20 protein-coding genes are annotated in these 21533 nt (G+C 71.9%); 12 read left to right on the top strand and 8 right to left on the bottom strand.

Annotation, left to right across the window (positions count from 1 at the left end):
- Positions 1 to 126: 126 nt before the first annotated feature.
- From ACFYTT_RS10865 to ACFYTT_RS10850, 4 genes are read right to left on the bottom strand one after another with little or no spacing between them, the layout of a single operon-like run.
- Positions 127 to 552: a CBS domain-containing protein gene (locus ACFYTT_RS10865; RefSeq protein ID WP_131052536.1), complete on the bottom strand. Its 426-nt coding sequence runs from the start codon at positions 550 to 552 to the stop codon at positions 127 to 129.
- A 56-nt stretch (positions 553 to 608) separates the two neighbouring features.
- The gene (locus ACFYTT_RS10860; protein WP_387258635.1) at positions 609 to 2369 is read right to left on the bottom strand and encodes a proline--tRNA ligase; all 1761 of its coding nucleotides are present in this window, start codon (positions 2367 to 2369) and stop codon (positions 609 to 611) included.
- A gap of 40 nt (positions 2370 to 2409) precedes the next feature.
- A complete protein-coding gene (locus ACFYTT_RS10855; RefSeq protein ID WP_176092191.1) occupies positions 2410 to 3072 on the bottom strand; it encodes a response regulator transcription factor in 663 nt (220 codons plus the stop codon).
- Entirely contained in the window at positions 3069 to 4238 is a 1170-nt protein-coding gene (locus ACFYTT_RS10850) for a sensor histidine kinase (protein WP_131052539.1), read from the bottom strand. Before ACFYTT_RS10850 ends, ACFYTT_RS10855 begins: the two co-directional genes overlap by 4 nt.
- A gap of 132 nt (positions 4239 to 4370) precedes the next feature.
- Between ACFYTT_RS10850 and ACFYTT_RS10845 the strand changes: the two genes are divergently transcribed.
- From ACFYTT_RS10845 to ACFYTT_RS10835, 3 genes are all read left to right on the top strand, one after another.
- On the top strand, positions 4371 to 4814 hold the full coding sequence (locus ACFYTT_RS10845; RefSeq protein ID WP_387258632.1) for a hypothetical protein: 444 nt from the start codon (positions 4371 to 4373) through the stop codon (positions 4812 to 4814).
- Positions 4815 to 4881: 67 nt separating this feature from the next.
- Positions 4882 to 5643 carry an HAD family hydrolase gene (locus ACFYTT_RS10840; RefSeq protein ID WP_387258630.1) on the top strand — a complete coding sequence of 254 codons (762 nt, stop codon included), beginning with the start codon at positions 4882 to 4884 and terminating at the stop codon, positions 5641 to 5643.
- A gap of 109 nt (positions 5644 to 5752) precedes the next feature.
- Positions 5753 to 6652, top strand: a complete 900-nt coding sequence (locus tag ACFYTT_RS10835; RefSeq protein WP_131052542.1) for an alpha/beta fold hydrolase — start codon at positions 5753 to 5755, stop codon at positions 6650 to 6652.
- An 18-nt stretch (positions 6653 to 6670) separates the two neighbouring features.
- Here the strand turns inward: ACFYTT_RS10835 and ACFYTT_RS10830 are convergent, their stop codons facing one another.
- Both ACFYTT_RS10830 and ACFYTT_RS10825 read right to left on the bottom strand, forming a co-directional pair.
- The gene (locus ACFYTT_RS10830) at positions 6671 to 6859 is read right to left on the bottom strand and encodes a DUF397 domain-containing protein (RefSeq protein ID WP_387258627.1); all 189 of its coding nucleotides are present in this window, start codon (positions 6857 to 6859) and stop codon (positions 6671 to 6673) included.
- Positions 6844 to 7653, bottom strand: a complete 810-nt coding sequence (locus tag ACFYTT_RS10825; protein WP_387258625.1) for a helix-turn-helix domain-containing protein — start codon at positions 7651 to 7653, stop codon at positions 6844 to 6846. The genes ACFYTT_RS10830 and ACFYTT_RS10825 overlap by 16 nt, the downstream gene beginning before the upstream one ends.
- 217 nt (positions 7654 to 7870) lie before the next feature.
- Here ACFYTT_RS10825 and ACFYTT_RS10820 point away from each other — a divergent pair, with 217 nt between their 5' ends.
- The 3 genes from ACFYTT_RS10820 (at position 7871) to ACFYTT_RS10810 (ending at position 10388) form a co-directional block, all read left to right on the top strand.
- A complete protein-coding gene (locus ACFYTT_RS10820; protein ID WP_131052545.1) occupies positions 7871 to 8257 on the top strand; it encodes a hypothetical protein in 387 nt (128 codons plus the stop codon).
- A 212-nt stretch (positions 8258 to 8469) separates the two neighbouring features.
- Positions 8470 to 9237, top strand: a complete 768-nt coding sequence (locus tag ACFYTT_RS10815) for an SGNH/GDSL hydrolase family protein (protein WP_131052546.1) — start codon at positions 8470 to 8472, stop codon at positions 9235 to 9237.
- A 260-nt stretch (positions 9238 to 9497) separates the two neighbouring features.
- Positions 9498 to 10388: a sulfurtransferase gene (locus ACFYTT_RS10810; RefSeq protein ID WP_387258621.1), complete on the top strand. Its 891-nt coding sequence runs from the start codon at positions 9498 to 9500 to the stop codon at positions 10386 to 10388.
- Positions 10389 to 10516: 128 nt separating this feature from the next.
- Here the strand turns inward: ACFYTT_RS10810 and ACFYTT_RS10805 are convergent, their stop codons facing one another.
- A complete protein-coding gene (locus tag ACFYTT_RS10805) occupies positions 10517 to 11125 on the bottom strand; it encodes a TetR family transcriptional regulator (protein WP_387258619.1) in 609 nt (202 codons plus the stop codon).
- Between the two features lie 108 nt (positions 11126 to 11233).
- Between ACFYTT_RS10805 and ACFYTT_RS10800 the strand changes: the two genes are divergently transcribed.
- The 6 genes from ACFYTT_RS10800 to ACFYTT_RS10775 all read left to right on the top strand — a co-directional run bounded on the left by ACFYTT_RS10800 (position 11234) and on the right by ACFYTT_RS10775 (position 20462).
- Positions 11234 to 12415 carry an FAD-dependent oxidoreductase gene (locus ACFYTT_RS10800; protein ID WP_387258617.1) on the top strand — a complete coding sequence of 394 codons (1182 nt, stop codon included), beginning with the start codon at positions 11234 to 11236 and terminating at the stop codon, positions 12413 to 12415.
- 75 nt (positions 12416 to 12490) lie between these two features.
- Positions 12491 to 14278: an HSP90 family protein gene (locus ACFYTT_RS10795; protein WP_131053724.1), complete on the top strand. Its 1788-nt coding sequence runs from the start codon at positions 12491 to 12493 to the stop codon at positions 14276 to 14278.
- Positions 14279 to 14284: 6 nt separating this feature from the next.
- Positions 14285 to 17173, top strand: coding sequence for a hypothetical protein (locus ACFYTT_RS10790; protein ID WP_387258615.1), 2889 nt, complete (start codon positions 14285 to 14287; stop codon positions 17171 to 17173).
- 91 nt (positions 17174 to 17264) lie between these two features.
- Positions 17265 to 17891, top strand: coding sequence for a TetR/AcrR family transcriptional regulator (locus tag ACFYTT_RS10785; RefSeq protein WP_131053726.1), 627 nt, complete (start codon positions 17265 to 17267; stop codon positions 17889 to 17891).
- A 154-nt stretch (positions 17892 to 18045) separates the two neighbouring features.
- A complete protein-coding gene (locus ACFYTT_RS10780) occupies positions 18046 to 19413 on the top strand; it encodes an acetyl/propionyl/methylcrotonyl-CoA carboxylase subunit alpha (RefSeq protein WP_176092200.1) in 1368 nt (455 codons plus the stop codon).
- Between the two features lie 137 nt (positions 19414 to 19550).
- The gene (locus ACFYTT_RS10775; RefSeq protein ID WP_387258686.1) at positions 19551 to 20462 is read left to right on the top strand and encodes a hydroxymethylglutaryl-CoA lyase; all 912 of its coding nucleotides are present in this window, start codon (positions 19551 to 19553) and stop codon (positions 20460 to 20462) included.
- Positions 20463 to 20547: 85 nt separating this feature from the next.
- Here the strand turns inward: ACFYTT_RS10775 and ACFYTT_RS10770 are convergent, their stop codons facing one another.
- Complete coding sequence (locus ACFYTT_RS10770) at positions 20548 to 21531, bottom strand: aldo/keto reductase (RefSeq protein WP_387258613.1); 984 nt, start codon at positions 21529 to 21531, stop codon at positions 20548 to 20550.
- Positions 21532 to 21533: the final 2 nt, after the last annotated feature.

Raw genomic sequence — 21533 nt, 5'->3', positions numbered from 1 at the left:
TCTTCCGTGTACTTCGATGGACGCCCCAACGGGGACACCCCTTCCTCTGGACCAACATCCAGTCTCAGGGTGTCCACATCTCAGGGGGAAGCCCACTTCCTTACACCTGTCGCTTTCTGACACCTGTCACACCTGGGGGGCCTGTTCGCTGATCTCGCTGAGGGCGGAGGTGGGGTCGAGCTGCATCGCCAGGTCGCCGAGGGAGACGATGCCGACCAGTTTGCGTTCGTGGTCGCAGACGAGGATGCGGCGGATACCGCGCTCGCGCATCAGGGCGGCTGCCTTCGTGGCGGTGCAGAACTGCTCGATCATCACCACCTCGCGGGTGAGGATCGCGCCGATGGTGGTGGTCGTCGCGCTGGCGTTCTCCGCCACCGCGCGGACCACGATGTCCCGGTCGGTCAGGATGCCGGCCAGTTCGGCACCGTCGGTCACCACCACGTCGCCGATGTCGGCGTCCCGCATCACCCGGGCGGCCTCGTCCAGTGTGGTCTCCGCCGACAGGTAGATCACCTGTTTGGTCATCACGTCGACGACCCGATACTCGGTCATGAGAGCCTCCAGAACACCTTCTGCCGATCGGGATGCGTTACCCGGTTACGTGACTGCTACACCACGTTCCGGCCTACCTCCTCAACGAGACGCTCCGTCAGGTCGCCTACCAGGATCTCGGCACGTTCCCCGGTGGACCGGTCACGGAGTTCGACGTACCCGTCGGCCAGGCGGCGGCCGACCACGACGGTGCGCGGGATGCCGATCAGCTCGGCGTCGGTGAACTTCACCCCGGCGGAGACTCCCGCCCGGTCGTCCACCAGCACCCGCAGACCGGCGGCGGCGAGTCGGGTGCCGAGGTCGAGCGCCGCCTCGACCTGCGGACCCTTGCCGGCCGCCACCAGGTGTACGTCGCAGGGGGCGATCGCCGCCGGCCAGACCAGTCCCCGGTCGTCGTGGTGCTGCTCGGCGATCGCGGCCACCGCCCGGGACACCCCGATGCCGTAGCAGCCCATGGTGGGGCGTACCGGCTTGCCCTGCGGTCCGAGGACGTCGACCGTGAAGGCGTCGGTGTAGCGGCGGCCGAGTTGGAAGATGTGTCCGATCTCGATGCCCCGACGCATGGTCAGGCTTCCGCCGACGCAGGCGGGGCAGGGGTCGCCGGGGCGTACGTCGGCGGCTTCGACGGTGCCGGTCGGGGTGAAGTCGCGGCCACAGACCACGTTCGTGGCGTGCCGCCCCGGCTCGTTCGCCCCGGTCAGCCAGGCGGTGCCCGGCGCCACCCGGGGGTCGACCAGATAGCGGATGCCGAGTTTGTCGAAGACCTGCGGCCCGATGTAGCCGCAGACCAGGTCGGGCCGCTCGTCCCAGGCGTCGAAGACGTCCACGGTGGCCGGTGCCAGCACCGCGGCGAGCCGTTTGAGGTCGACCTCGCGGTCACCGGGCACGCCGATGACGAGCAGTTCGGTCTCGTGAACGCCGGGTCGGCGTACGGTCAGCACGACGTTCTTGAGGGTGTCGGCGGCGGTCCAGTCGTCGCGTCCGGCGAGTCGACGGTCGTTGGCCAGCGCGACCAGGCTGGCGATGGTGGGCGTCTCCGGGGTGTCGTGCACCTCGACGGGCGGCCGGGCCAGCGGGTCACCGGCCGCCGGGGCGGGCGTCGTCACCGCCTCGGTGTTGGCCGCGTAGTGGCAGTCCGTGCAGCCCACGAACGTGTCCTCGCCGACGGGCGCGATGGCCAGGAACTCCTCCGAGGCGGAACCGCCCATCGCTCCCGACGTCGCGTGCACCACCGTGTACTCCAGGCCCAGCCGGTCGAAGACCCGCCGGTACGCGTCCCGGTGCCGGTCGTACGCCGCGCGCAGCCCCGCCTCGTCCAGGTCGAAGGAGTACGCGTCCTTCATCAGGAATTCGCGTCCGCGCAGCAGTCCGGCACGGGGCCGGGCCTCGTCGCGGAACTTGGTCTGGATCTGGAACAACGTGACCGGGAAGTCGCGGTAGGAGGTGAACAGGTCCTTCACCAGCAGCGCGGCCAACTCCTCGTGGGTGGGGGCGAGCAGGTGCTCGGCACCACGGCGGTCGGCCAGCGTGAAGATGTCGTCGCCGTACTCGGTCCACCGTCCGCTGGTGCGGTACGGCTCGGCCGGCAGCAGCGCCGGGAAGTGCACCTCCTGGTCACCGATCGCGGCCATCTCGGCCCGGACGATCTCGGCGACCCGGTCCAGCACCAGCTTGCCCAGCGGCAGCCAGGTGTACCCGCCGGGGGCGGCTCGGCGCAGGTAACCGGCGCGCAGCAGCAACCGGTGACTCGGCACCTCCGCGTCGGCCGGGTCCTCGCGCAGCGTCCGGATCAGCGTGGTCGACATGCGCAGCAGCATGGCCGCAGCGTACGACCCGGGGTGCCCGACGGCGATCCGATTAGGCGTGGCCAGGGTCGTCGAGCCCGGCGCGATGGGCGATGACGGCCAACGCGGTGCGGTCCCGGGCGTCCAGCTTGGCCAGAAGGCGACTGACGTACGTGCGGGCGGTGGCCGGGCTGATGAACAGCGCCCGGCCGATCTCGTCGTTGGACTCGCCCAGCCCGACCCGGGCCAGCACGGCCCGTTCCCGCTCGGTGAGCACGGCCAGTCGAGGGTCCGGCGGCGGCAGCCGGGGAACGGCGGCGAGCTGTTCCATCACCCGGCGGGTGACGGTGGGCGACAGCAGGTTCCCACCGGCTGCGGCGGTGTGCACGGCTCGCCGCAGGTCGTCCGAGCCGGTGTCCTTGAGCAGGTACCCGGCGGCACCGAGCCGGACCGCCTCGACGATGTCCTCGTCGTCGTCGAAGGTGGTGAGGATCAGCACGCGCGTCCCGGTCAGCGTCTCGTCGGCGCGGATCGCGGCGGTGGCGGCCAACCCGTCCAGGATCGGCATCCGGATGTCCATCAGCACCACGTCCGGCCGCAACCGGCGGGCCAGGTGCAGGCCGGTGCGGCCGTCGGCGGCCTCCCCGACGACGCGGATCCGCGCGTCGGACTCCAGCAGCGTGCGGATCCCGGCCCGGACCAGGTCCTGGTCGTCGACCACGAGCACGGTCGTCACGTCGTACCCGCCCACGGCAGTTCGGCCCGTACGGCGAAACCGGTGGGCTGGTGCTCGGCGGTGAGTGAGCCGCCGAGGCTCTGGGCCCGCTCCCGCATCCCGGCGATGCCGTGCCCGCTGTCCGCCGCGCGGTCGGTGCTCCGCCGGTCCGCGCCGGAGTCGGTGACCGACACCGTCACCTGCCGGTCGTCCTGCGCGACGTGGATCTCCACCCGGCTGCCCGCCGAGTGCCGGACCACGTTGGTGACCGCCTCCTGGACGATCCGGTACGCGGCGGCCTCCACCGGCGCCGGCAGCGCGGAGTGCAGGTCGACCCGCACGTCGACGTCGAACCCGGCGGCACCGGCCGCCCCGGCCACCGCGTCGAGGTGCGCCAGCGACACGACCGTGCGGGCCGGGTCGTCGTCCCGACGGAGAAGGGCCACGGTCCGCCGCAGGTCGTCCATGCTCCGGCGGGCGGTGGCGCGGATCAGCTCCAGGGCCGACCGGGTGGCCTCCTCGTCGCGGCCCAGCGCCTCCCGGGCGACGTCGGCGTGCAGCGCGATCACCGAGGTGGTGTGGCCGAGCGAGTCGTGCAGGTCCCGGGCGATCGCGAGCCGCTCACCCTGCACCCGGGCGTCCGCCTCCTGCCGGTAGCGCTCCCCGGTCAGCTCGGCGATCCGTCGCGCGTCGGCCTGCGCGGCCCGCCGGGACCGCAGGCTGTCGCCGAGCGCGATCGCCGCACCCATCAGCAGTACGTGACCGGCCAGCTCGTAGCCGACGACGAAGGAGAAGTTCTGCCCCTCGGCGAGACGGACGACCACGGACACGACGACCACCACCACGGCACCGGTGATCGAGGCAGCGAGGCGGCCCTGCTCGGCGGCGGAGAAGAGGGCGGCGGCGACCGGCACGGCCAGACCGACCGCCGGATAGCCGGCGGCGTAGTAGGCGAACAGGCCGAGCACCGTGACGGCGAGCACCACCACCGGGTAGCGGCGGCGGGCCAGCATCAGCGCGCCGAGACCGACCGCCCACAGGTAGGCGATCCGGTCCGGCTCCTGCCGCCCACCCTCGTTGGCGGTGATGACCACCGAGACGACGGCGGTGACGCCCACGCCGAGCAGGACGTCGGTGAGCCAGGGCCGGACCCGGCGTACCGCAGACTGGCTCGGCTGACCGCTCACCGGCCCAGCGTACGGCGCGGACGGGGCGCTCCGGAGTCGTCGCGGGGCGACGTCCGGGGTCGCCTCCCGACGTACCGCGATCGGGTCCGCGTGCGGATGGCAGGCGACCCGGCCGTCCCTAGCGTTGCCGGCATGACCGCTACCTCGTCGCACCGCTCCATGCTCGGTCTGCCGCTGCTCGCCCTGTTCGGGTTGGCCCTGCTCGGCCTGCCCAGGGTGGTGTTGCACGACCTGGGCCTGGTGCACGAGCGCACCTTCGTCAACCTGCTGCTGGTGGTCGTACCGCCGGTCGTCTGGATCACGGTGGCGCTGGTCCGGAGGGTACCCAACCCGTTCCTGACCCTGCTCGCGGTCGGTCTCTGCTACGGCGTCCTGCTGGCGGTCACCCACCAGCTCCTCTGGGACGTCGCCTTCGACGAACCGCCGACGCTCGGCGGCAACCTCACCGACCTGGCACCGGGAGTACAGACGGTCGTCGTCCGGTTCTTCGCCACCATCAGCAGCGTCTTCACCGGGGTCATCGTGGGCGTGGTGACCGGTCTCGTCGCCTGGGCGCTGAGCCGGGTACGTCCCTGACCGGTGCGGATCGGCGGATCTCCACACCGGGCCCGTCGCCGGTGACGGTCTGGGCGAGGATGGGGGCATGATGCGGGCGCCGGGCGGACTGTTGCTGGATTTCGGGGGCGTACTGGCGGACGCGCCGGGGAACGGATGGGCGTCGCCGGAGGTCGTCCGGCGGATGTCCGAGGTGATCGACGGTGTCCTGCCGGACGAGCGGATCGCGGCCGACCTGACCTCGGGTGCGCGGGCGTACGGGCGGTGGCGGGACGAGACCGGCGTCTCGGCCGAGCCGATGGAGCTGACGCACGACCGGGTGTGGGCGGACTTCGTCACCCACGGCTGGCCCGAACCGGCCCGGGCCGCCGTCGCACGGCAGGCCACCCCGCTGGCGTACGCGTCGACGTGGCGCACGGAGTGGCAGGTGCGGCCCGGCATCCCCGAGGCGTTGGCCGCCGCCGCCGAGGCGGGAGTGCCGATGGCCGTGGTCAGCAACGCGCTCTGCGGTGCCGCCCACCGCGACTTCCTGGCCGCCGCCGGACTCTCCGGCCGCTTCGTCGCCGAGTTCTACAGCGACGAGACGCGGCTGCGGAAGCCGAACCCGCGCTTCGCCGCGTTGGCCGCCGACGCCATCGGCGTACCGGTGGATCGGTGTTGGTTCGTCGGTGACAGCCTGCACCGGGACATCGCCTGCGCGCGGCGGGCCGGTGTCGGGGCGGCGGTCCTGATGCGCTCGCCGCGCACCGACCGCGAACCCGACGCGCCGGAGCTGGCGCCGGATGTCTGGATCGAGGACGGTCACGGGCTGCTCGCCCTGCTGCGGGCCAACGTCGACGCGGGATTGTAGTCAGCGCCGCAGCGACTCCCGCCTCCTTGCCGGAACCGTCGTCGTCGCCTTCCCTCGCGCCCTACCGTCCGGAGGGAGCGGTCGGTGATCGAGGGCGAGGAGCGGGACCTTGTTCGATGACGTGCGGCAGATCGACGCGGGTGTCCTGAACGTCGGGTACGTCGACGCCGGACCGCCGGACGGACCGGTCGTCCTGCTCCTGCACGGCTGGCCGTACGACATCCACAGCTTCGCCGAGGTGGTGCCGCTGCTCACCGATGCCGGCCACCGGGTGCTCGTGCCGCACCTGCGCGGCTACGGCACGACGAGTTTCCGCTCGCCCGACGCCGTCCGCAACGGCGAACCGGCGGCCATGGCCTGCGACGCCGTCGCGTTCCTGGACGCCCTCGACGTGCCGCAGGCGACGGTGGCCGGGTTCGACTGGGGTGCCCGCACCGCCGACATCGTGGCCGCCCTCTGGCCGGACCGCTGCGCCGGCCTGGTCGCGGTGAGTGGCTACCTGATCGACGGTCAGGAGTCGGGCAAGGCACCCTTGCCCCCTGCGGCCGAGCACGCCTGGTGGTACCAGTTCTACTTCGCCACCGACCGGGGCCGTCAGGGGTACGCCCGCAACCTGCGGGACTTCGCCAAACTGATCTGGCGGACGGCGTCCCCGCAGTGGACCTTCGACGACGCCACGTTCGACCGGAGCATGGCCTCCCTCGACAACCCCGACCACGTCGACATCGTGATCCACAACTATCGCTGGCGGATGGGCCTGGCCGACGGCGAGCCGCAGTACGCCGACCTGGAGGACCGGCTGGCCGACAAGCCCGCCGTCACGGTGCCTACCATCAGCCTCGAAGGCGACGCCAACGGCGCACCCCACCTGGAACCTCAGGTGTACGCCAAGCAGTTCACCGGCCCGTACGAGCACCGCACGATCAGCGGCGGCATCGGGCACAACCTGCCGCAGGAAGCGCCGAGGGCCTTCGCCGACGCGATCATGCAGGTGACGTCGCTGACCTGACCTCTCTGCTGTTCGGGTTCAGGGGCGCTTGGTCTTGGCGATGAAGGCGTGCCAGGCGGTCGGGGTGAAGACGAGCGCCGGGCCGAGGGCGTCCTTGCTGTCGCGGACGCCGACGATGCCGGGCAGGTTGTCGGCGACCTCGACGCATTCACTGGTGCCGCTGCGGGTGGACTTGCGCCAGTCTGCGCCGGTCAGATCGTGGACCATGACTCCATCACTTCCTTCATCAGAGCCTCGGACTGTCCCTTGGGGAGCGCAACACTGCGTATGCTCTCCCACCTGGTGAGCAGCGTAGCGATTTGCTCGTCCTTGTCGATGGTCGTGCCGCCGACGTGGTTCTCCAGGTAACCGAGCCAGTCGCCTTCAGCTCCTCTTGCCAACGTGAGCGGCCCGTCGAGTCCCACGTGGATGTTCATCTCGGCCGGGATGACGTGCACCAGCACGCCCCCGCGCTTGATGCTGTCGAGCAGGCGATTGATTTGCTGAGCCATCACGTCCCGAAAGCCTTCGTCGGCCCGGCGCAGGCTGGCCTCTTCGATCACTGCGATGAGGGCCGGCGGGTTCGGCTGGGCGAGGATCGCCTGCCGGTCCATCCGTACCGCCAGCCGTCGCTCCACTTCATCGTCGCTGAGCATGTCGTCGGACTGGATCATCGCCTGGGCGTAGTGCTCGGTCTGGAGCAGGCCGGGGATCAGCGTCGGGTGGTAGCAGCGCAACTGCCGCGCGTTGCGCTCGGCGTCCAGCCAGGGGCGTAGCCAGTTCGGCTGGCCGTGCAGCTCGGCGATGCGCAGCAGCCCCGACAGCAGGCCGTCGCTCTTCAGCACCTCGTCGGCCCGCTTGAGGAAGAGCCGGTCGAACGGGCGTTGCCCCAGCTCGATCGCGGAGACCTGCGAGCCGGAGAAGTGCACCAACTTGCCGAAATCCTCCTGGGTCAGGTCGGCCGAAAGCCGCAGCCTGCGCAACTGTGCCCGGATCAGTTCGGCGGTCGGCTCGGATTCCACGCTGCCTCCACGAATTCTCGGCCGTTCGGACGGATGCCCGGCCCGGCCCCACCATCGCCACGGCCGGTGTCGATGCCTTCCGACAGTAGTCGTCCGATCGGCAGAATGTGACCCGGCGGTCCTGCTCCCATCCACCGGGGACGGGGTGGGACTGCACCGGGGCCGTCCCGGCACCTCCCCCGTGCCGGGGCGGCCCCACCCGGAGGCGGAGGTCGAGATGTCCCACCCGAAGTCGTACCCGGTGCCGCGTCGTGGCCCGGCGGCCGAGCGGCCTCGGCAGCATCCGATGTCCGGCCCGCAGCATCTGCCGCTGCGTCCGCTCTGGTTGTGCCGGGCCTGCGGGCACTCGTGGCCCTGCGCGGAGGCGCGGCTGCTGCTCCGGGTCGAGTACGACGACCGCTGGCTCGACCTGGCCGTCTACCTGTCCGGGCTGTACTTCGAGGCGACACACGATCTGTTCCGGCTCGACCCGGACGGCGGCCCGACACCGCCTGAGCTGTTCGCCCGGTTCGTGGCCTGGGGGCCGTACCGTCGCTCGGCGGTCGACCCGCCGCGCGCCTGCACCGGCCGCTGTCGGCTGCCCGCCGCCTCGGTGGAGGGATGACGTCTGCGTCGCCGCGTCGCCGCGTCGCCGCGTCGCCGCGTCGCCGGGTGGATGACGTCTGCCACGTTCGGCGAACGCGGGGCAGACCGGTGAATGCGGCCGGTGCCAGACTCCCAGGTGTTAGGAGGGGACCCCTGCTCTACCGCAGGCGTTAATAAGGTGCCCTTCCTTACACACACAGCAGCTTTACCCGCAGCTTCGAGGAGTGAGCAGTGCGCTGGCGCAGTTACGTCGCGGTCGGGGACAGCTTCACCGAGGGCCTGGACGACTCGTACCCGGACGGCACGTTCCGGGGCTGGGCCGACCTGGTGGCCACCCGGCTGGCCGCCGAGGCCGGGCCCGAGTTCCGGTACGCCAACCTGGCCATCCGCGGTCGACTCTTCCCACACGTGGTGGCCGAGCAGGTGCCGTCGGCGTTGGCGATGAGGCCCGACCTGATCAGCTTCGCCGCCGGCGGCAACGACGTGCTGCGCCGCAACTTCGACCCGGCCGCGCTGGTCGGCCGCTTCGACGAGGTCGTCCGCGATCTGCGTTCGGGCGGCTCCGACGTGGTGCTGTTCCGGTTCGCCGACGTGATGGCCCGACTGCCGGGGCAGCGGCTGATCGCACCCCGCATCGAGCTGCTCAACCGCGCCGTCGGGGAGACCGCCGAGCGGCACGGCGCGATCCTGGTCGACCTGTACGCCGACGACACGTACCTCAACCCGCTGCTCTGGAGCACCGACCGGCTGCACCTGTCGCCGGTCGGTCACCGCCGGGTGGCCGCCCAGGTGCTCGACGCGCTGGGCGTCGGCTGCGACGAGGAGTGGTTGCTCGTACCCCCGAGGCCGGCGCCGAGCCCGTGGTTGGCGGCCCGTACCGCTGACGTGCGCTGGGCCGGTCAACACCTGGCGCCCTGGCTCAAGCGTCGCCTCACCGGCCGTTCCTCCGGCGACACCCGCACCGCGAAACGCCCCACCCTCAGCCCCCTCCCCGACTGACCTGCACCCTGCCCAGCCCCACCCCGTTCAGCCCCGTCGATCATGGAGTTGTGGTCGACAGTATGGGCGGATATTAGTGGCTTTGGCCGCACCACAACTCCATGATCGACGGGCAAGGCCCGACTGGGTGCTCCGGGCGGTGCTGCCGCTCGGTGCACGTTGTTCGGAGGGGTCCCCTGCTATACCGGAGGCGTTAGCAGGGGACCCCTCCTTACATACAACCCCGCGCGGACGCGGGTGCTCGGCGTACCTTGGGGCTCATGTCTGTGCCCAGTGATCCCGATCCCCGACTCCAGTCGTACGCGGACCCGCAACGGCTGGTGACCACCGAATGGCTGGCGGAGCACCTCGGCGACGAGGGTCTCGTCGTGGTCGAGTCCGACGAGGACGTGCTGCTCTACGACACCGGCCACATTCCCGGTGCCGTGAAGGTCGACTGGCACCTGGAGCTGAACGACCAGGTGACCCGCGACTACCTGGACGCCGAGCGGTTCGCCGAGTTGTGTGCGGCCAAGGGCATCGGCCGTGACGACACGGTCGTCTTCTACGGCGACAACTTCAACTGGTGGGCCGCGTACGCCCTCTGGGTCTTCACCCTCTTCGGCCACCGGGACGTGCGGTTGCTCGACGGCGGTCGGCAGAAGTGGATCGCCGAGGGGCGGGAGCTGACCCGCGACAAGCCGGCCCGGCCGAGGGCGGAGTACCCGGTGCCGCAGCGCGACGACGCGCCGGTGCGCGCGTTCCGGGAGGACGTGTCGGCGCACGTCGACGCTGATCGTCCGCTGGTGGACGTGCGGTCGCCGGGTGAGTACACCGGCGAGATGCTGCACATGCCGGACTACCCGCAGGAGGGCGCGCTGCGCGGCGGGCACATCCCGGGCGCGGTGAGCAAGCCGTGGAAGTCCGCCGCCAACGACGACGGCACCTTCAAGTCCGCCGACGAGCTGCGGACGATCTACGCCGACCAGCTCGGGTTGAGCCCGGACGACGACGTGATCGCGTACTGCCGGATCGGCGAGCGGTCCAGCCACACCTGGTTCGTGCTGCGGCACCTGCTGGGGTACCCGCGCGTACGCAACTACGACGGCTCGTGGACCGAGTGGGGCAACCTGGTCCGGGCTCCTGTCGTCAAGGGCCCCGACCCGAGGTGAGCCGTCCCGCCAAGCCCTTTCCACGGCGATGATCAAGAGGTTTTGGGGCTCCCACCGCCCGATTGTGACCAGAACTTCTTGATCGACTCAGGGCGTCCGGCATTGCCGGACGCCCTGAGCGCGCCCATTCATGACCGGCTCGGCGTCGGGTCGCGGAGGTAGCGCTGGATGGTGGGGGCCAGCCAGGCGACCAGGTCGGGTGGGGAGAGATCGACCATGGGGGGCAGGTGCAGGACGTACCGCGTCAGGGCCACGCCGAGTAGCTGGCTGGCGACCAGGCCGGCGCGGTGTGGGGCTTCCGCCGGGTCGACGACCACCCGGGCCACGGCCGTGCCGAGCTGGGTGGCGAAGATGTCGCGTACCCGCTCGGCGCCGCTCGGGTTGGTGCTGGCCGTGCGCAGCAGCGCCGGCAGCGTGGTGTCCCCCTCCCAGCGGGTGAAGAAGTAGCCGACCAGCGTCTCGCCGAGGCGGTCGGCCGGTGTGCCGCTCAGGTCCGGTAGCCGCAGGTCGAACTCGGCCGCCGCCGCGAACAGGCCCTCCTTGCTGCCGTAGTAGCGCATCACCATGGACGGGTCGATGCGCGCGTCGGCGGCGATGGCCCGGATCGTCGCTCGGTCGTAGCCGTCGGCCGCGAAGCGCTCGCGGGCGGCCCGCAGGATGGCCGCGCGGGTCGCGTCCGCGTTGCGGGGGCGGCCACCGCCGGGTGCCGGCTCGTTCTGCGGTACGCCTTCCGTCATGTGCACGACGGTATGCCAACACGTGTTGACTTCTTCCGTCGGGGGCGCCTAGCGTTGCCAACAAGTGTTTGCCAACGCTTGTTGGCAATCGGATCGGGGGAGGTCGTCATGCTGCCCGCCACCACGGACGTCCTGATCGTCGGAGCCGGACCGACCGGCCTGACCGCCGCGCTCACGATGGCCCGGCGGGGGGTCGAGGTCACCCTGGTCGACCAGCGGGAGACACCGGCGGTGACCTCGCGTGCGGCGGTCGTGCACGCGTACACCCTGGAGATGCTGGACCGGGTCGGCGTCGGCGCGCCGCTGGTCGCGCGCGGGCTGCGGTCGGCCCGGTTCAGTGTCCGCGACCGGGACCGGATGCTGGTCACCGTGCCGTTCGACCGGCTGCCCAGCCGTCACCGGTACGCGCTGATGGTCTCCCAGTCCGTCACCGAGGAGGTGCTCGCCGAGCGGCTGGCCGAGGCGGGCGGCCGGGTGCTGCGGCCGTACCGGCTGACCGGGCTGCGTCAGGACGCCGACGGAGTGGTGGCGCAGTTCGGCGACGCGACCGTCCGGGCGCGCTGGGTCGTCGGTGCCGACGGCATCCACAGCACGGTCCGTGAGCTGGCCGGTATCCCCTTCACCGGGCCGGACGGGTCGGCGGAGTCGTTCGTCCTGGCCGACGTACACCTGGACAGCGCGCTGCCCCGCGACGGCGCGTCGGTCTTCCTCGCCCGGGGCGGTCCGTTGGTCTGGGCTCCACTGCCCGACGACCGGGTGCGGCTGGTCGCCACCGTGACCGACCCACCCGCCGAGCCGGACCGGCCCTACCTGCAACGACTGCTCGACGAGCGGGGCCCGCGACGGCAGCCGGACCAGGTCCGGGACGTCCTCTGGTCCTCGCGGTTCCGGCTGCACCGACGCGTCGCGGAGACCTTCCGCGCAGGGCGGACAGTGCTCGCCGGGGACGCCGGGCACGTGCACAGCCCGGCCGGTGGGCAGGGCATGAACCTCGGCATCTGCGACGGCGTCGACCTCGGCGAGACCCTGTCGGCGGTGCTGGCCGGGGGCCCCGACACCCTCCTGGACGAGTACGCGGCCCGGCGTCGCCCGCTCGCCCACGAGGTGGCCGGCTTCGCCGACCGGCTGACCCGGCTCGCCACCGTGCCGCCCGCCGGGCGTCCGGCCCGGGACGCGCTGCTGCGCCTGCTCGCGGCGCTGCCGCCGGTGCGCCGACGGGTCGCCCTGCGGCTCTCCGGGCTCCACCAACGCGCGTCCGATAAGGTGGCCCACCCGGCGAGGTCTCGCTGAGGAACCGGGCACGCGGATGTCGGCCCGCACCGGTACGGTGAGCGCCGACATCCGGGAGCGGGGAGCGGACAAGGCGTGGACCGTACCTTCCAGGTGGACCTGCGTGGCGTGGTCGACCTGCTCAGTCATCACCTCTACGGCAGCCCACGGGTCTACGTCCGCGAGCTGATGCAGAACGCGGTGGACGCGATCACCGCACGTCGGGCCGCCGAGCCGGACGCACCGGCCCTGGTCCGGATCGAGCCGCCCGAGCTGACCGGCGACGGCACCCTGCGGGTGCACGACACCGGTATCGGGCTGACCGAGGAGCAGGTGCACGAGCTGCTGGCCACCATCGGCCGCAGCTCGAAGCGGGACGAGCTGGGTTTCTCCCGCCACGAGTTCCTCGGCCAGTTCGGCATCGGGCTGCTCTCCTGCTTCCTCGTCGCCGACGAGATCCGGGTGGTCACCCGCAACGGCGACCACCCCACCGTGCTCTGGACCGGCTACGCCGACGGCCGCTACGCGGTGCGCCTGGCCCCGCCGCAGGAGGCACGTGCCGAGGTCGGCACCACGGTCACCCTGGTGCCGCGCCACGACGCCGACCAGTGGTACGCCACCTCCACCGTCACCGAGCTGGCCCGCCTCTACGGCAGCCTGCTGCCGGTGACCGTCCGGGTCGGCAGCGTGGTCACCACCACCGGGGAACCGCCCTGGCCGACCAGCCCGGGTGCGACCGTGGACCGCGCCGCCCTGATCGCGTACGCCCGCGAGACGCTCGGCGTCGACCCGTTCGACGTGGTGCCGCTGCGGGCGCCGGAGGCCGGGCTGACCGGAGTGGCGTTCATCCTGCCCACGGCCGTGAATCCGGCCGCCCGGGCCGGTCACCGGGTCTACCTCAAGCGGATGCTGCTGACCGAGCACGCCGACGGCCTGCTGCCGGACTGGGCCTTCTTCGCGCACTGCGTGATCGACACCAGCGAGCTGCGGCCCACCGCCAGCCGCGAGGCGCTCTACGAGGACTCCCTGCTCACCAGCACGCGCGAGTCGCTCGGCGCGCAGATCCGTGGCTGGCTGGTCCGGCTCGCCAAGCACCAGCCGCACCGGCTGGCCGAGTTCCTCCAGGTGCACCACCTCGGGGTGAAGGCGCTCGCCCTGCACGACGACGAGATGCTCAACCTGGTCGACCAGTGGTGGCCGATGGACACCAACGTCGGCACGCTCACCCTGGCCGAGTTCCGGCAGCGCTACGGCCTGGTCCGGTACGCCGCCAGCCTGGACGAGTTCCGCCAGCTCGCGGCCGTCGCCGCCGCGCAGGACCTGGCCGTGGTGAACGGCGGCTACACGTACGACAGCGAGCTGATCGAGCGACTGCCCACGGTGGACCGTACGGTCCTCATCGAGCGGCTCGAACCGAGTGACCTGACCACCCGGTTCGACGCCCTCGAACCGCACGTCGAGTTGGCGCTGCGACCGTTCCTCACCGCCGCCGGCCGGGCCCTGGAACGGCTCGGCTGCGAGGTGCTGATCCGGGCCTACGATCCGGCCTCGCTCCCGGCGCTCTACCTGCTCAGCCGCTCGGCCGCGTTCACCGACCAGCTCGCCGCGAGCCGCGACAAGGCCGACGAGCTGTGGGGCGGCGTACTCGACGCGTTGGCCGCCTCCGCCCCGGCGGACCGCCCGCAGCTCGTGCTCAACCACCGCAACCCGTTGGTGCGTCGGATCACCGCGCTGGGTGACCCGGAGCTGGTCGGGCTCGCCGTCGAGGCGCTCTACGGGCAGGCGTTGCTGCTCGGGCACCACCCCATCCGCGCGGCGGACGCCGCCCTGCTCAACAGTTCTTTCCTCGGCCTGCTGGGTCGGGCCGTCCCTGGACAGGAGTGAGACGTCGTGGCTGACGAGGACCTGTGGCGGATGCTGCGCCAGACCGGCGAGATGCCGTACGGCATCGGGCAGATCGCCGCGCTGGAGCAGCTGCTGCGTCGGGCGGACGCCGCCGACGACCGGCACCTCGCCTTCGCGGTCCGCATCCAGGGCATCACCACGTACATCTACGGTGGCGAGCCGGCCAAGTCGTTCGTCGTCTTCGCCTGGTGTCTGGCGGAGTTCGACAGGGACCCGCAGCCCTACCACGAGCGGTACGCCCAACACCTGCTCTGGCACTTCAAGCACATGGTCAACGGGATGCTGAACTTCCCCGAGGTGCCGTTGGACCGCACCCACGCGGTGCTCGACGACATGGAGCGGCGCTACCGCGAGGGTGGGCACAGCCTCCAGGCCGTGTACAAGTACCGCTACCGGGTGGCCGACCACCTGGGTGACCGTGAGCAGGCCGAGGAGTGGTACCGCAAGTGGCTGACCACGCCTCGTGACCAGCTCTCCGACTGCGCGGGCTGCGACCCGACCACACAGGTCAACCACCTGAGCCGCACCGGTCGTCACGACGAGGCCGTGGCGCTGGCCGAGCCGGTGCTCAGTGGGCGGCTGAGCTGCACCGAGCAGCCGCAGGGGATCCTCACCGCGCTACTGCCGGCATACCTGCACAGTGGTCGGCACGACGAGGCGCGCAACGCGCACCGGGAGGCGTACCGCCGGCACCGGGGCAGCATCGCCGACCTGTGGGACGTCAGCGAGCACATCGAGTTCTGCACGCTGACCGGCAACGAGGCGCGGGCGCTGGAGATCGTCGAGCGGCACCTGGACTGGCTGGACCGTGCCCCCTCGCCGGGTGCCGCGATGCACTTCGCCGCATCCGCCGCCGCCGCGCTGCGGCAGGTGGACGACCAGACGCTGACGGTGCACCGCCGCGCCTTCGGTGAGCGGCCGGCCGACGAGGTGACGGTGGGTGCGCTCGCCGCCGAGCTGACCGAGACGGCGACCGGGATCGCCGCCCGGTTCGACACCCGCAACGGCAACAGCAACCAGTCCGAGGGCATCGCCCGGCGACTGGCCGTCACGCCGGTCGGTGACCACCTGCCCCTCTCCGCGAGCCTGCGGCGTCGACCGGTGCCCACCACCCGCCCGGCTCCCGCCGCCGGGTCGGCGTCCGAGGCCGTCCCGCCGCGCGAGGTCACGGTGCCCGAACCACGCCGGTCGGTGGAGTTCGTCGTACCCGCCGAGGCGGACGCGGGCGAGTTGCTGGCGCTGGCCGAGCAGCGCTGGTCGTCGCACGACCGCGCCGGTATGCGTGCCGTCCTGGCCGCCTTCGAGGAACGTTTCGGCGAGGCGGAGCTGTCGCCGCGTGAGCGGGCCCTCCGGGGCGAACTGCGTGCCGCCGAGCTGGTCGACGCCGGGGACCTGACCGGTGCGGTGACGGTCAACCGGACGACCATGGCGGCGTACGAGGAGTTGGCCGACCCGGCGCGCGCCCAGGTCGTCGCCAGCCGTCTCGGCGCGTTGCTGGCGCAGGGTGACGAGCCGGACGAGGAGGCGTACGCGCTGGCGCACACCGCCGCCGGTTTCCTCGACGAGCACGGTGACGCCCGGCAGCGAGCCGCCGCGCACGATCGGCTGGCGGTGGTGCTGGCACAGCAGGCCCGCTGGCCGGAGGCGCTGGCCGCCTCGGAGCGGGCGGCCGACGGTGCGGGAGACCCGTTCCTGGCGGCCCGGATCGCGCTGCACCGGGCACACATCCTCGAACAGCTCGACGACGAGGACGCCTTCCGGGCCGGCGCGGAGCAGGCCCATCGGCTCGCCCAGGAGGCCGGGGTCCCGGAGCTGATCGCCACCGCCGCCCTGGCGCACGCCCGCGTCGCGCAGGATCCGGCTGAGGCGGTCGCCGCGTGCGACGAGGCACTGGCCCACGCCGGGGACGCGCTGCTCCTGCCGGCGCGGGTGACCCGTGCCCGGGCGCTGATCGCGGCGCAGCGCGCCGACGAGGCGGTGGAGGACTTCGCCGAGGCGGTGGCGCTCTGCGTCGAGCGGGGCGAGGCCGGTGACGCCTACCTGCGCTGGGAGTTGGCCACGGCGTACCGGGTAGCCGGGCGGCTCGGCGATGCGGCCGAGGTGGCCGAGGAGGCGGTGACCGGTCTGGATCGCCTCGGGCACCAGGCGGACGCCGATGCGGCCCGACACATGCTGGCCGGTATCTACCAGGGGCTGGGCGAGATCGACCCGGCGCTGGCTCTGCTGGACCGGCTCGCCGAGAACCTCGACGGGCCGGACAATCTCCCGCACCGGGCGCAGGTGCTCGAAGACGCCGGGGACATCCTCTATCAGGCCGACCGGGATGCGGCGGCGGGGCAGAAGTTCGCGGCTGCCGCCTCGGCCTACCAACTGGCCGGCCAACACCTGGACGAGCTGCGGGCCCGTCGTCGGGAGGCGTCGGCGTACCTCTGGGCCGGTGAGACGGCCAGTGCGCTGCGGGCGGTCGAGGCGACCGACCGGCTCGCCGCCGAGTTGACGGCCGGTGCCGCCGAGGAGCCTCCGGTGATCTACGAGGTGTCGTTGGCGGCCGAGACGGCGGCGCGGGTGCTGGCCGGGGACGACCGGGAGGGCGAGGCGCTGGACCGACTGGCGGGGGTCGCGCACCGGCTGCGGTCCGTGGAGGCGTTCGGCGAGGCGGCGCAGGTCGAGATCCTCAGCGGCGAGCTGCTGCTGCGGCAGGGCCGACCGGCCGAGGCGGAGCCGGTGCTGCGCGAGGTGCTCGGCGGTCTGCCGACCGGATCGAGGCCGACGGCCCAGGCCGCCTGGCTGCTCGCCCGCGCGTTGGACGAGTTGGGTCGCTCGACGGAGGCGACCGACCTGCGCAAGCAGCACGACCTGGACCACGACCACTGACGACCTGGGGATTCGTGGGCCTTTCCCGGCAGTCGGACTGGCGGGTAACCAAGGGCCCACGTCTCTTCCCCGGTGGGTCTACGCTGGCCCGGTGACGGTGGAGCAGCAGGCCCGGAGCGGGAGCAGCGGGGCCACGGGATCGGGACGGCGCCGGTCCCGCAAGGACGAGATTCTGGAGATCGCGGTGGGGCTGTTCGCCTCCCGTGGCTACCACGGCGTGTCGATGGACGACATCGGCGCGGCCGCCGGGGTGACCGGCCCGGCGCTTTACCACCACTTCGCCGGCAAGGAGGCGATGCTGGTCGCCGCGCTGGTGCCGGTGAGTGAGGGCTTGCTGGAGGGTGGTCGACAGCGGTCCGCCGCGCATCCCGGCGACCCACGGGCGGTCCTGGAGTCGCTGATCGACTTCCACGTCGACTTCGCGTTGGCCAACCCGGCCGTCATCGCGTTGCACCTGCACGAGCTGGACCGGCTGCCCGAGGAGCCTCGACGGCGTATCCGTCGACTCCAGCGCCTCTATGTCGAGGAGTGGGTCACCGTGCTGACCGCGCTGCACCCCGGCCTGCCGGCCGGTGAGGCGCGGGTGTTGGCGCACGCCGCCTTCGGCCTGATGAACTCGACCCCGTTCCTCGGCGGTGAGGTCGACCGTCGACGCCGGGCCGAGTTGCTGCGCGCCGCCACCCTGGCCGCTCTGCTCGCCCCGACCGACCCGGCCTGACCCGTACCCTCGCGCATCAGCTCGCATCCTTTTCGGCCTGGATGTTAGGAGGGGTCCCCTGCTATACCGCAGGCGTTAGCAGGGGACCCTTCCTTACATGCAGGGCGGCGTGGTTGGCTTGCCCGCGTCCCACAAAATGGAACGCGGAGGAAGCATGATCGAGTCGTTGCTGGTCGCCAACCGAGGTGAGATAGCCCGCCGGATCATCCGTACCGCCAAGCGGCTCGGGGTGCGCGCGATCGCGGTGCACTCGGAGGCCGACACCGACCTGCCGTTCGTCACCGAAGCCGACCAGGCGATCTGTGTCGGACCGGCCAACCCGGCGCAGAGTTACCGCAACGCCGAGGCCATCCTCGCCGCCGCCGAGTCGACCGGGGCGCAGGCGATCCACCCCGGCTACGGCTTCCTGTCGGAGAACGCCGACTTCGCCCGCGCGGTGGAGGCGGCCGGTCTGATCTGGGTCGGACCGGACGCGGACGCGATCAGCGCGATGGGCGACAAGATCAATGCGCGGAACCTGATGGCCGCAGCCGGTGTGCCGGTGGCACCGGGCACCACCGAACCGGCGGGGGACCTGTCGGCGGCGCGCGCCGCGGCGGCCGAGATCGGCTACCCGGTGATGGTGAAGGCCGCTGCGGGCGGTGGCGGCATGGGCATGGGTGTGGCCGTCGACGAGGCCGCGCTGGACACCGAGTACGACAAGGTGCGCGCGTTCGCCGAGCGGATGTTCGGCGACGGTTCGGTGCTGATCGAGCGCTACTTCCCCCGGGTACGTCACGTCGAGGTGCAGATCCTCGGACTGGCCGACGGTCGGGTGGTGGCGCTGGGCGAGCGCGAGTGTTCGGTGCAGCGCCGCAACCAGAAGCTGGTCGAGGAGTCGCCGTCACCGGCGGTCTCGCCGGAGTTGCGTACCCGCCTGCTGGCGGCGGCGGTCCGGGCCGGTGAGGCGGTGAAGTACCGCAACGCGGGCACGGTGGAGTGCCTGTTGGTCCCGCGTCAGCGGGATCTCAGCGGGGATAGCCCTACCTCCGAAGAATTCTTCTTCCTGGAGATGAACACCCGGCTCCAGGTGGAGCACCCGGTCACCGAGTTGGTCTACGGCCTCGACCTGGTCGAGGAGCAACTCCGGGTGGCGGCCGGGTTGGCGCCGACCTTCGACCCGGACGCGTTGACGCCGCGCGGGCACGCCATCGAACTGCGGATCAACGCCGAGGACCCGAAGCGTTTCCTGCCCGGACCGGGCGTGGTCAGGACCTGGGTGGAGCCGACCGGCGCCGGGGTACGCGTCGACTCCGGCTACGTCGCCGGCAACACCGTGACCCCGTTCTACGACAGCCTGATGGCCAAGCTCGTGGTCGACGCGCCCACCCGGGCCGAGGCGATCGACCGGGCCCGCGCGGCGGTGGCCGGATTCGAGCTGGCCGGCCCCAAGAACAACCTGCCGTTCTTCGCCGAGTTGCTGGAGAACCCGGAGTTCGTCTCCGGTGACTACGACACCGGCATCGTCTCTCGGATGCGCTGACCCCGCCAGGGTCACGAGGTGCCGCCGGGACGTCTGGACGGGCGCCTCGTGACCCTGGCGGTCACCGCCCGACGTGACATGCTTGGGTGGTCAGCGACAGATAAGTGTCACAGTGAGGTGATGTCGTGATGGCGGAGCTGCCGACGTCCGTGTCCATCCGCGAGGTCGGGCCGCGCGACGGGCTGCAGAACGAGGACCCGATCCCGACCGGGGCCAAGGTGCGCCTGCTCGACGCGCTCTCCCGCACCGGCGTACGGCGGATCGAAGCGGTGTCGTTCGTGCACCCCCGGGCGATCCCGCAGATGGCCGACGCCGACGAGGTGTGGCAGCGGGCGGCGAAGGCGGACGGGGTCCGCTACTCGGCGTTGGTGCCCAACTCGAAGGGCGCGCAGCGGGCCCTGGCCGCCGGCTTCACCGAGATCGAGGTGGTCGTCTCGGCCAGCGACACGCACAACCGCCGCAACGTCAACCGGGGCACCGACGAGTCGTTGGACGACATCGCCGAGCTGATCGACCTGCTGCACGGGGCCGACGCCACCGCCGAGGTGATCATCGCGACCAGTTTCGGCTGCCCCTACGAGGGGGACGTCGACCCGGCCCGTGTCGCCGCCATCGTCGACCGCGTGGTCCGCGACGGCGCCGACCGCGTCGCGTTCGGCGACACCACCGGCATGGGTACGCCCCGACGCGTCCGTGACCTGGTCACCGCCGTACGCGACCGCGACGCGGACGTGCCGGTGCTGCTGCACTTCCACAACACCCGGGGCACCGCGTTGGCCAACCTGCTGACCGCCCTGGAACTGGGTGTCACGGAGTTCGACGCCAGTGTGGGTGGCCTCGGCGGCTGCCCCTACGCGCCCGGTGCCAGCGGCAACCTGGCGACCGAGGAGGCGGTGCACATGCTGCACGACATGGGCGTCGACACCGGCATCGACCTGGACGCCCTGATCGAGGTGGCCGAACTGGCCGAGGAGCTGACCGGTCGACGCCTGCCCTCCGGGGTGCTGCGCGCCGGTCCGCGTACCCGGCTGACCCCCTCCCCGGCCTGACCCGGCCGCCGCCCGCACCATCCGGGCCGAGCGGCCCGGCCGACACCGACGCGGTGCCCGACCGGGGCGACGTCGGCGGGCTCGGCTACTGGGACCACCAGGTGGGCTGGCGTGACCAGCGGTGGCCGCGCAGGGTCTCCCGCAGCGCCGGGTCGAGCTGCTGCCCGTCGCTGACCGCGAGGTTGCGTTCGACGTGGCTGACCCGGCGCATCCCGGGAATGACGGTGGCGACCCGGGGTTCGGCGAGGATGAACCGCAGCGCGGCCTCCGGCATCGGCATCCCGGTCGGCAGGTCCTTGCGCAGTTCCTCGGCCCGCGCGACGCTGGCGGCGAGGTTCTCCGGCACGAAGTACGAGTTGCGCCAGTCCCCCTCCGGCCAGGTCGTCTCCGTCGTCAGCGTGCCGGTCAAGGTGCCCTCGTCGAACGGCACCCGGGCGATGACCGCCACGTCGTGTTCCGCCGCCGCCGGGAACAGGTCGTCCTCGGGAGCCTGGTCGAAGACGTTGTAGATCACCTGGACGGCGTCGACCAGCCCGGTGGCCAGCGCGCGTACGCCGTTCCAGGACTCCCACCGGTTGACCGAGATGCCGATGCCGCCGATCAGGCCCTGCTCGCGCAGCCCGGTGAGGGTGCGCTGCCAGCGTGGGTCGTCCGCCCAGGAGTCCTCCCAGACGTGCAACTGCAACAGGTCGATGGTGTCCAGGCCGAGGTTGCCGAGACTCGTGTGGACGTACTTCTCGATGTGGTCCGGCGGGAAGACGTCGTCCAGGGTGGACTCACGCGTCGACGGCCAGTTCATGTCCTTCGGCGGCACCTTCGTGGCGACGTACAGCCGGGTGCCCGGGTTGGCGCGGACCAGTTCACCCAGCACCCGCTCGCTGTGCCCGCGCCCGTACACCCAGGCGGTGTCGAAGAAGTTGCAGCCCAGGTCCACGGCCCGCTGGAGAGCGGCGATCTTCTCGTCGTCCTCGACGCCGGTCCAGCCGTGCAGACCGCCGCCGACGCCCCACATGCCGTACGAGACCTCGCTGACCTGCCAGTCCAGTCGACCGAACCTGCGGTAGCGCATGT

It is taken from the genome of Micromonospora sp. NPDC003816 (assembly GCF_042874705.1).
Lineage (GTDB): Bacteria > Actinomycetota > Actinomycetes > Mycobacteriales > Micromonosporaceae > Micromonospora.
Note: the sequence above shows the minus strand (reverse complement) of the source record. Positions and strands in the feature narration are given on the sequence as shown.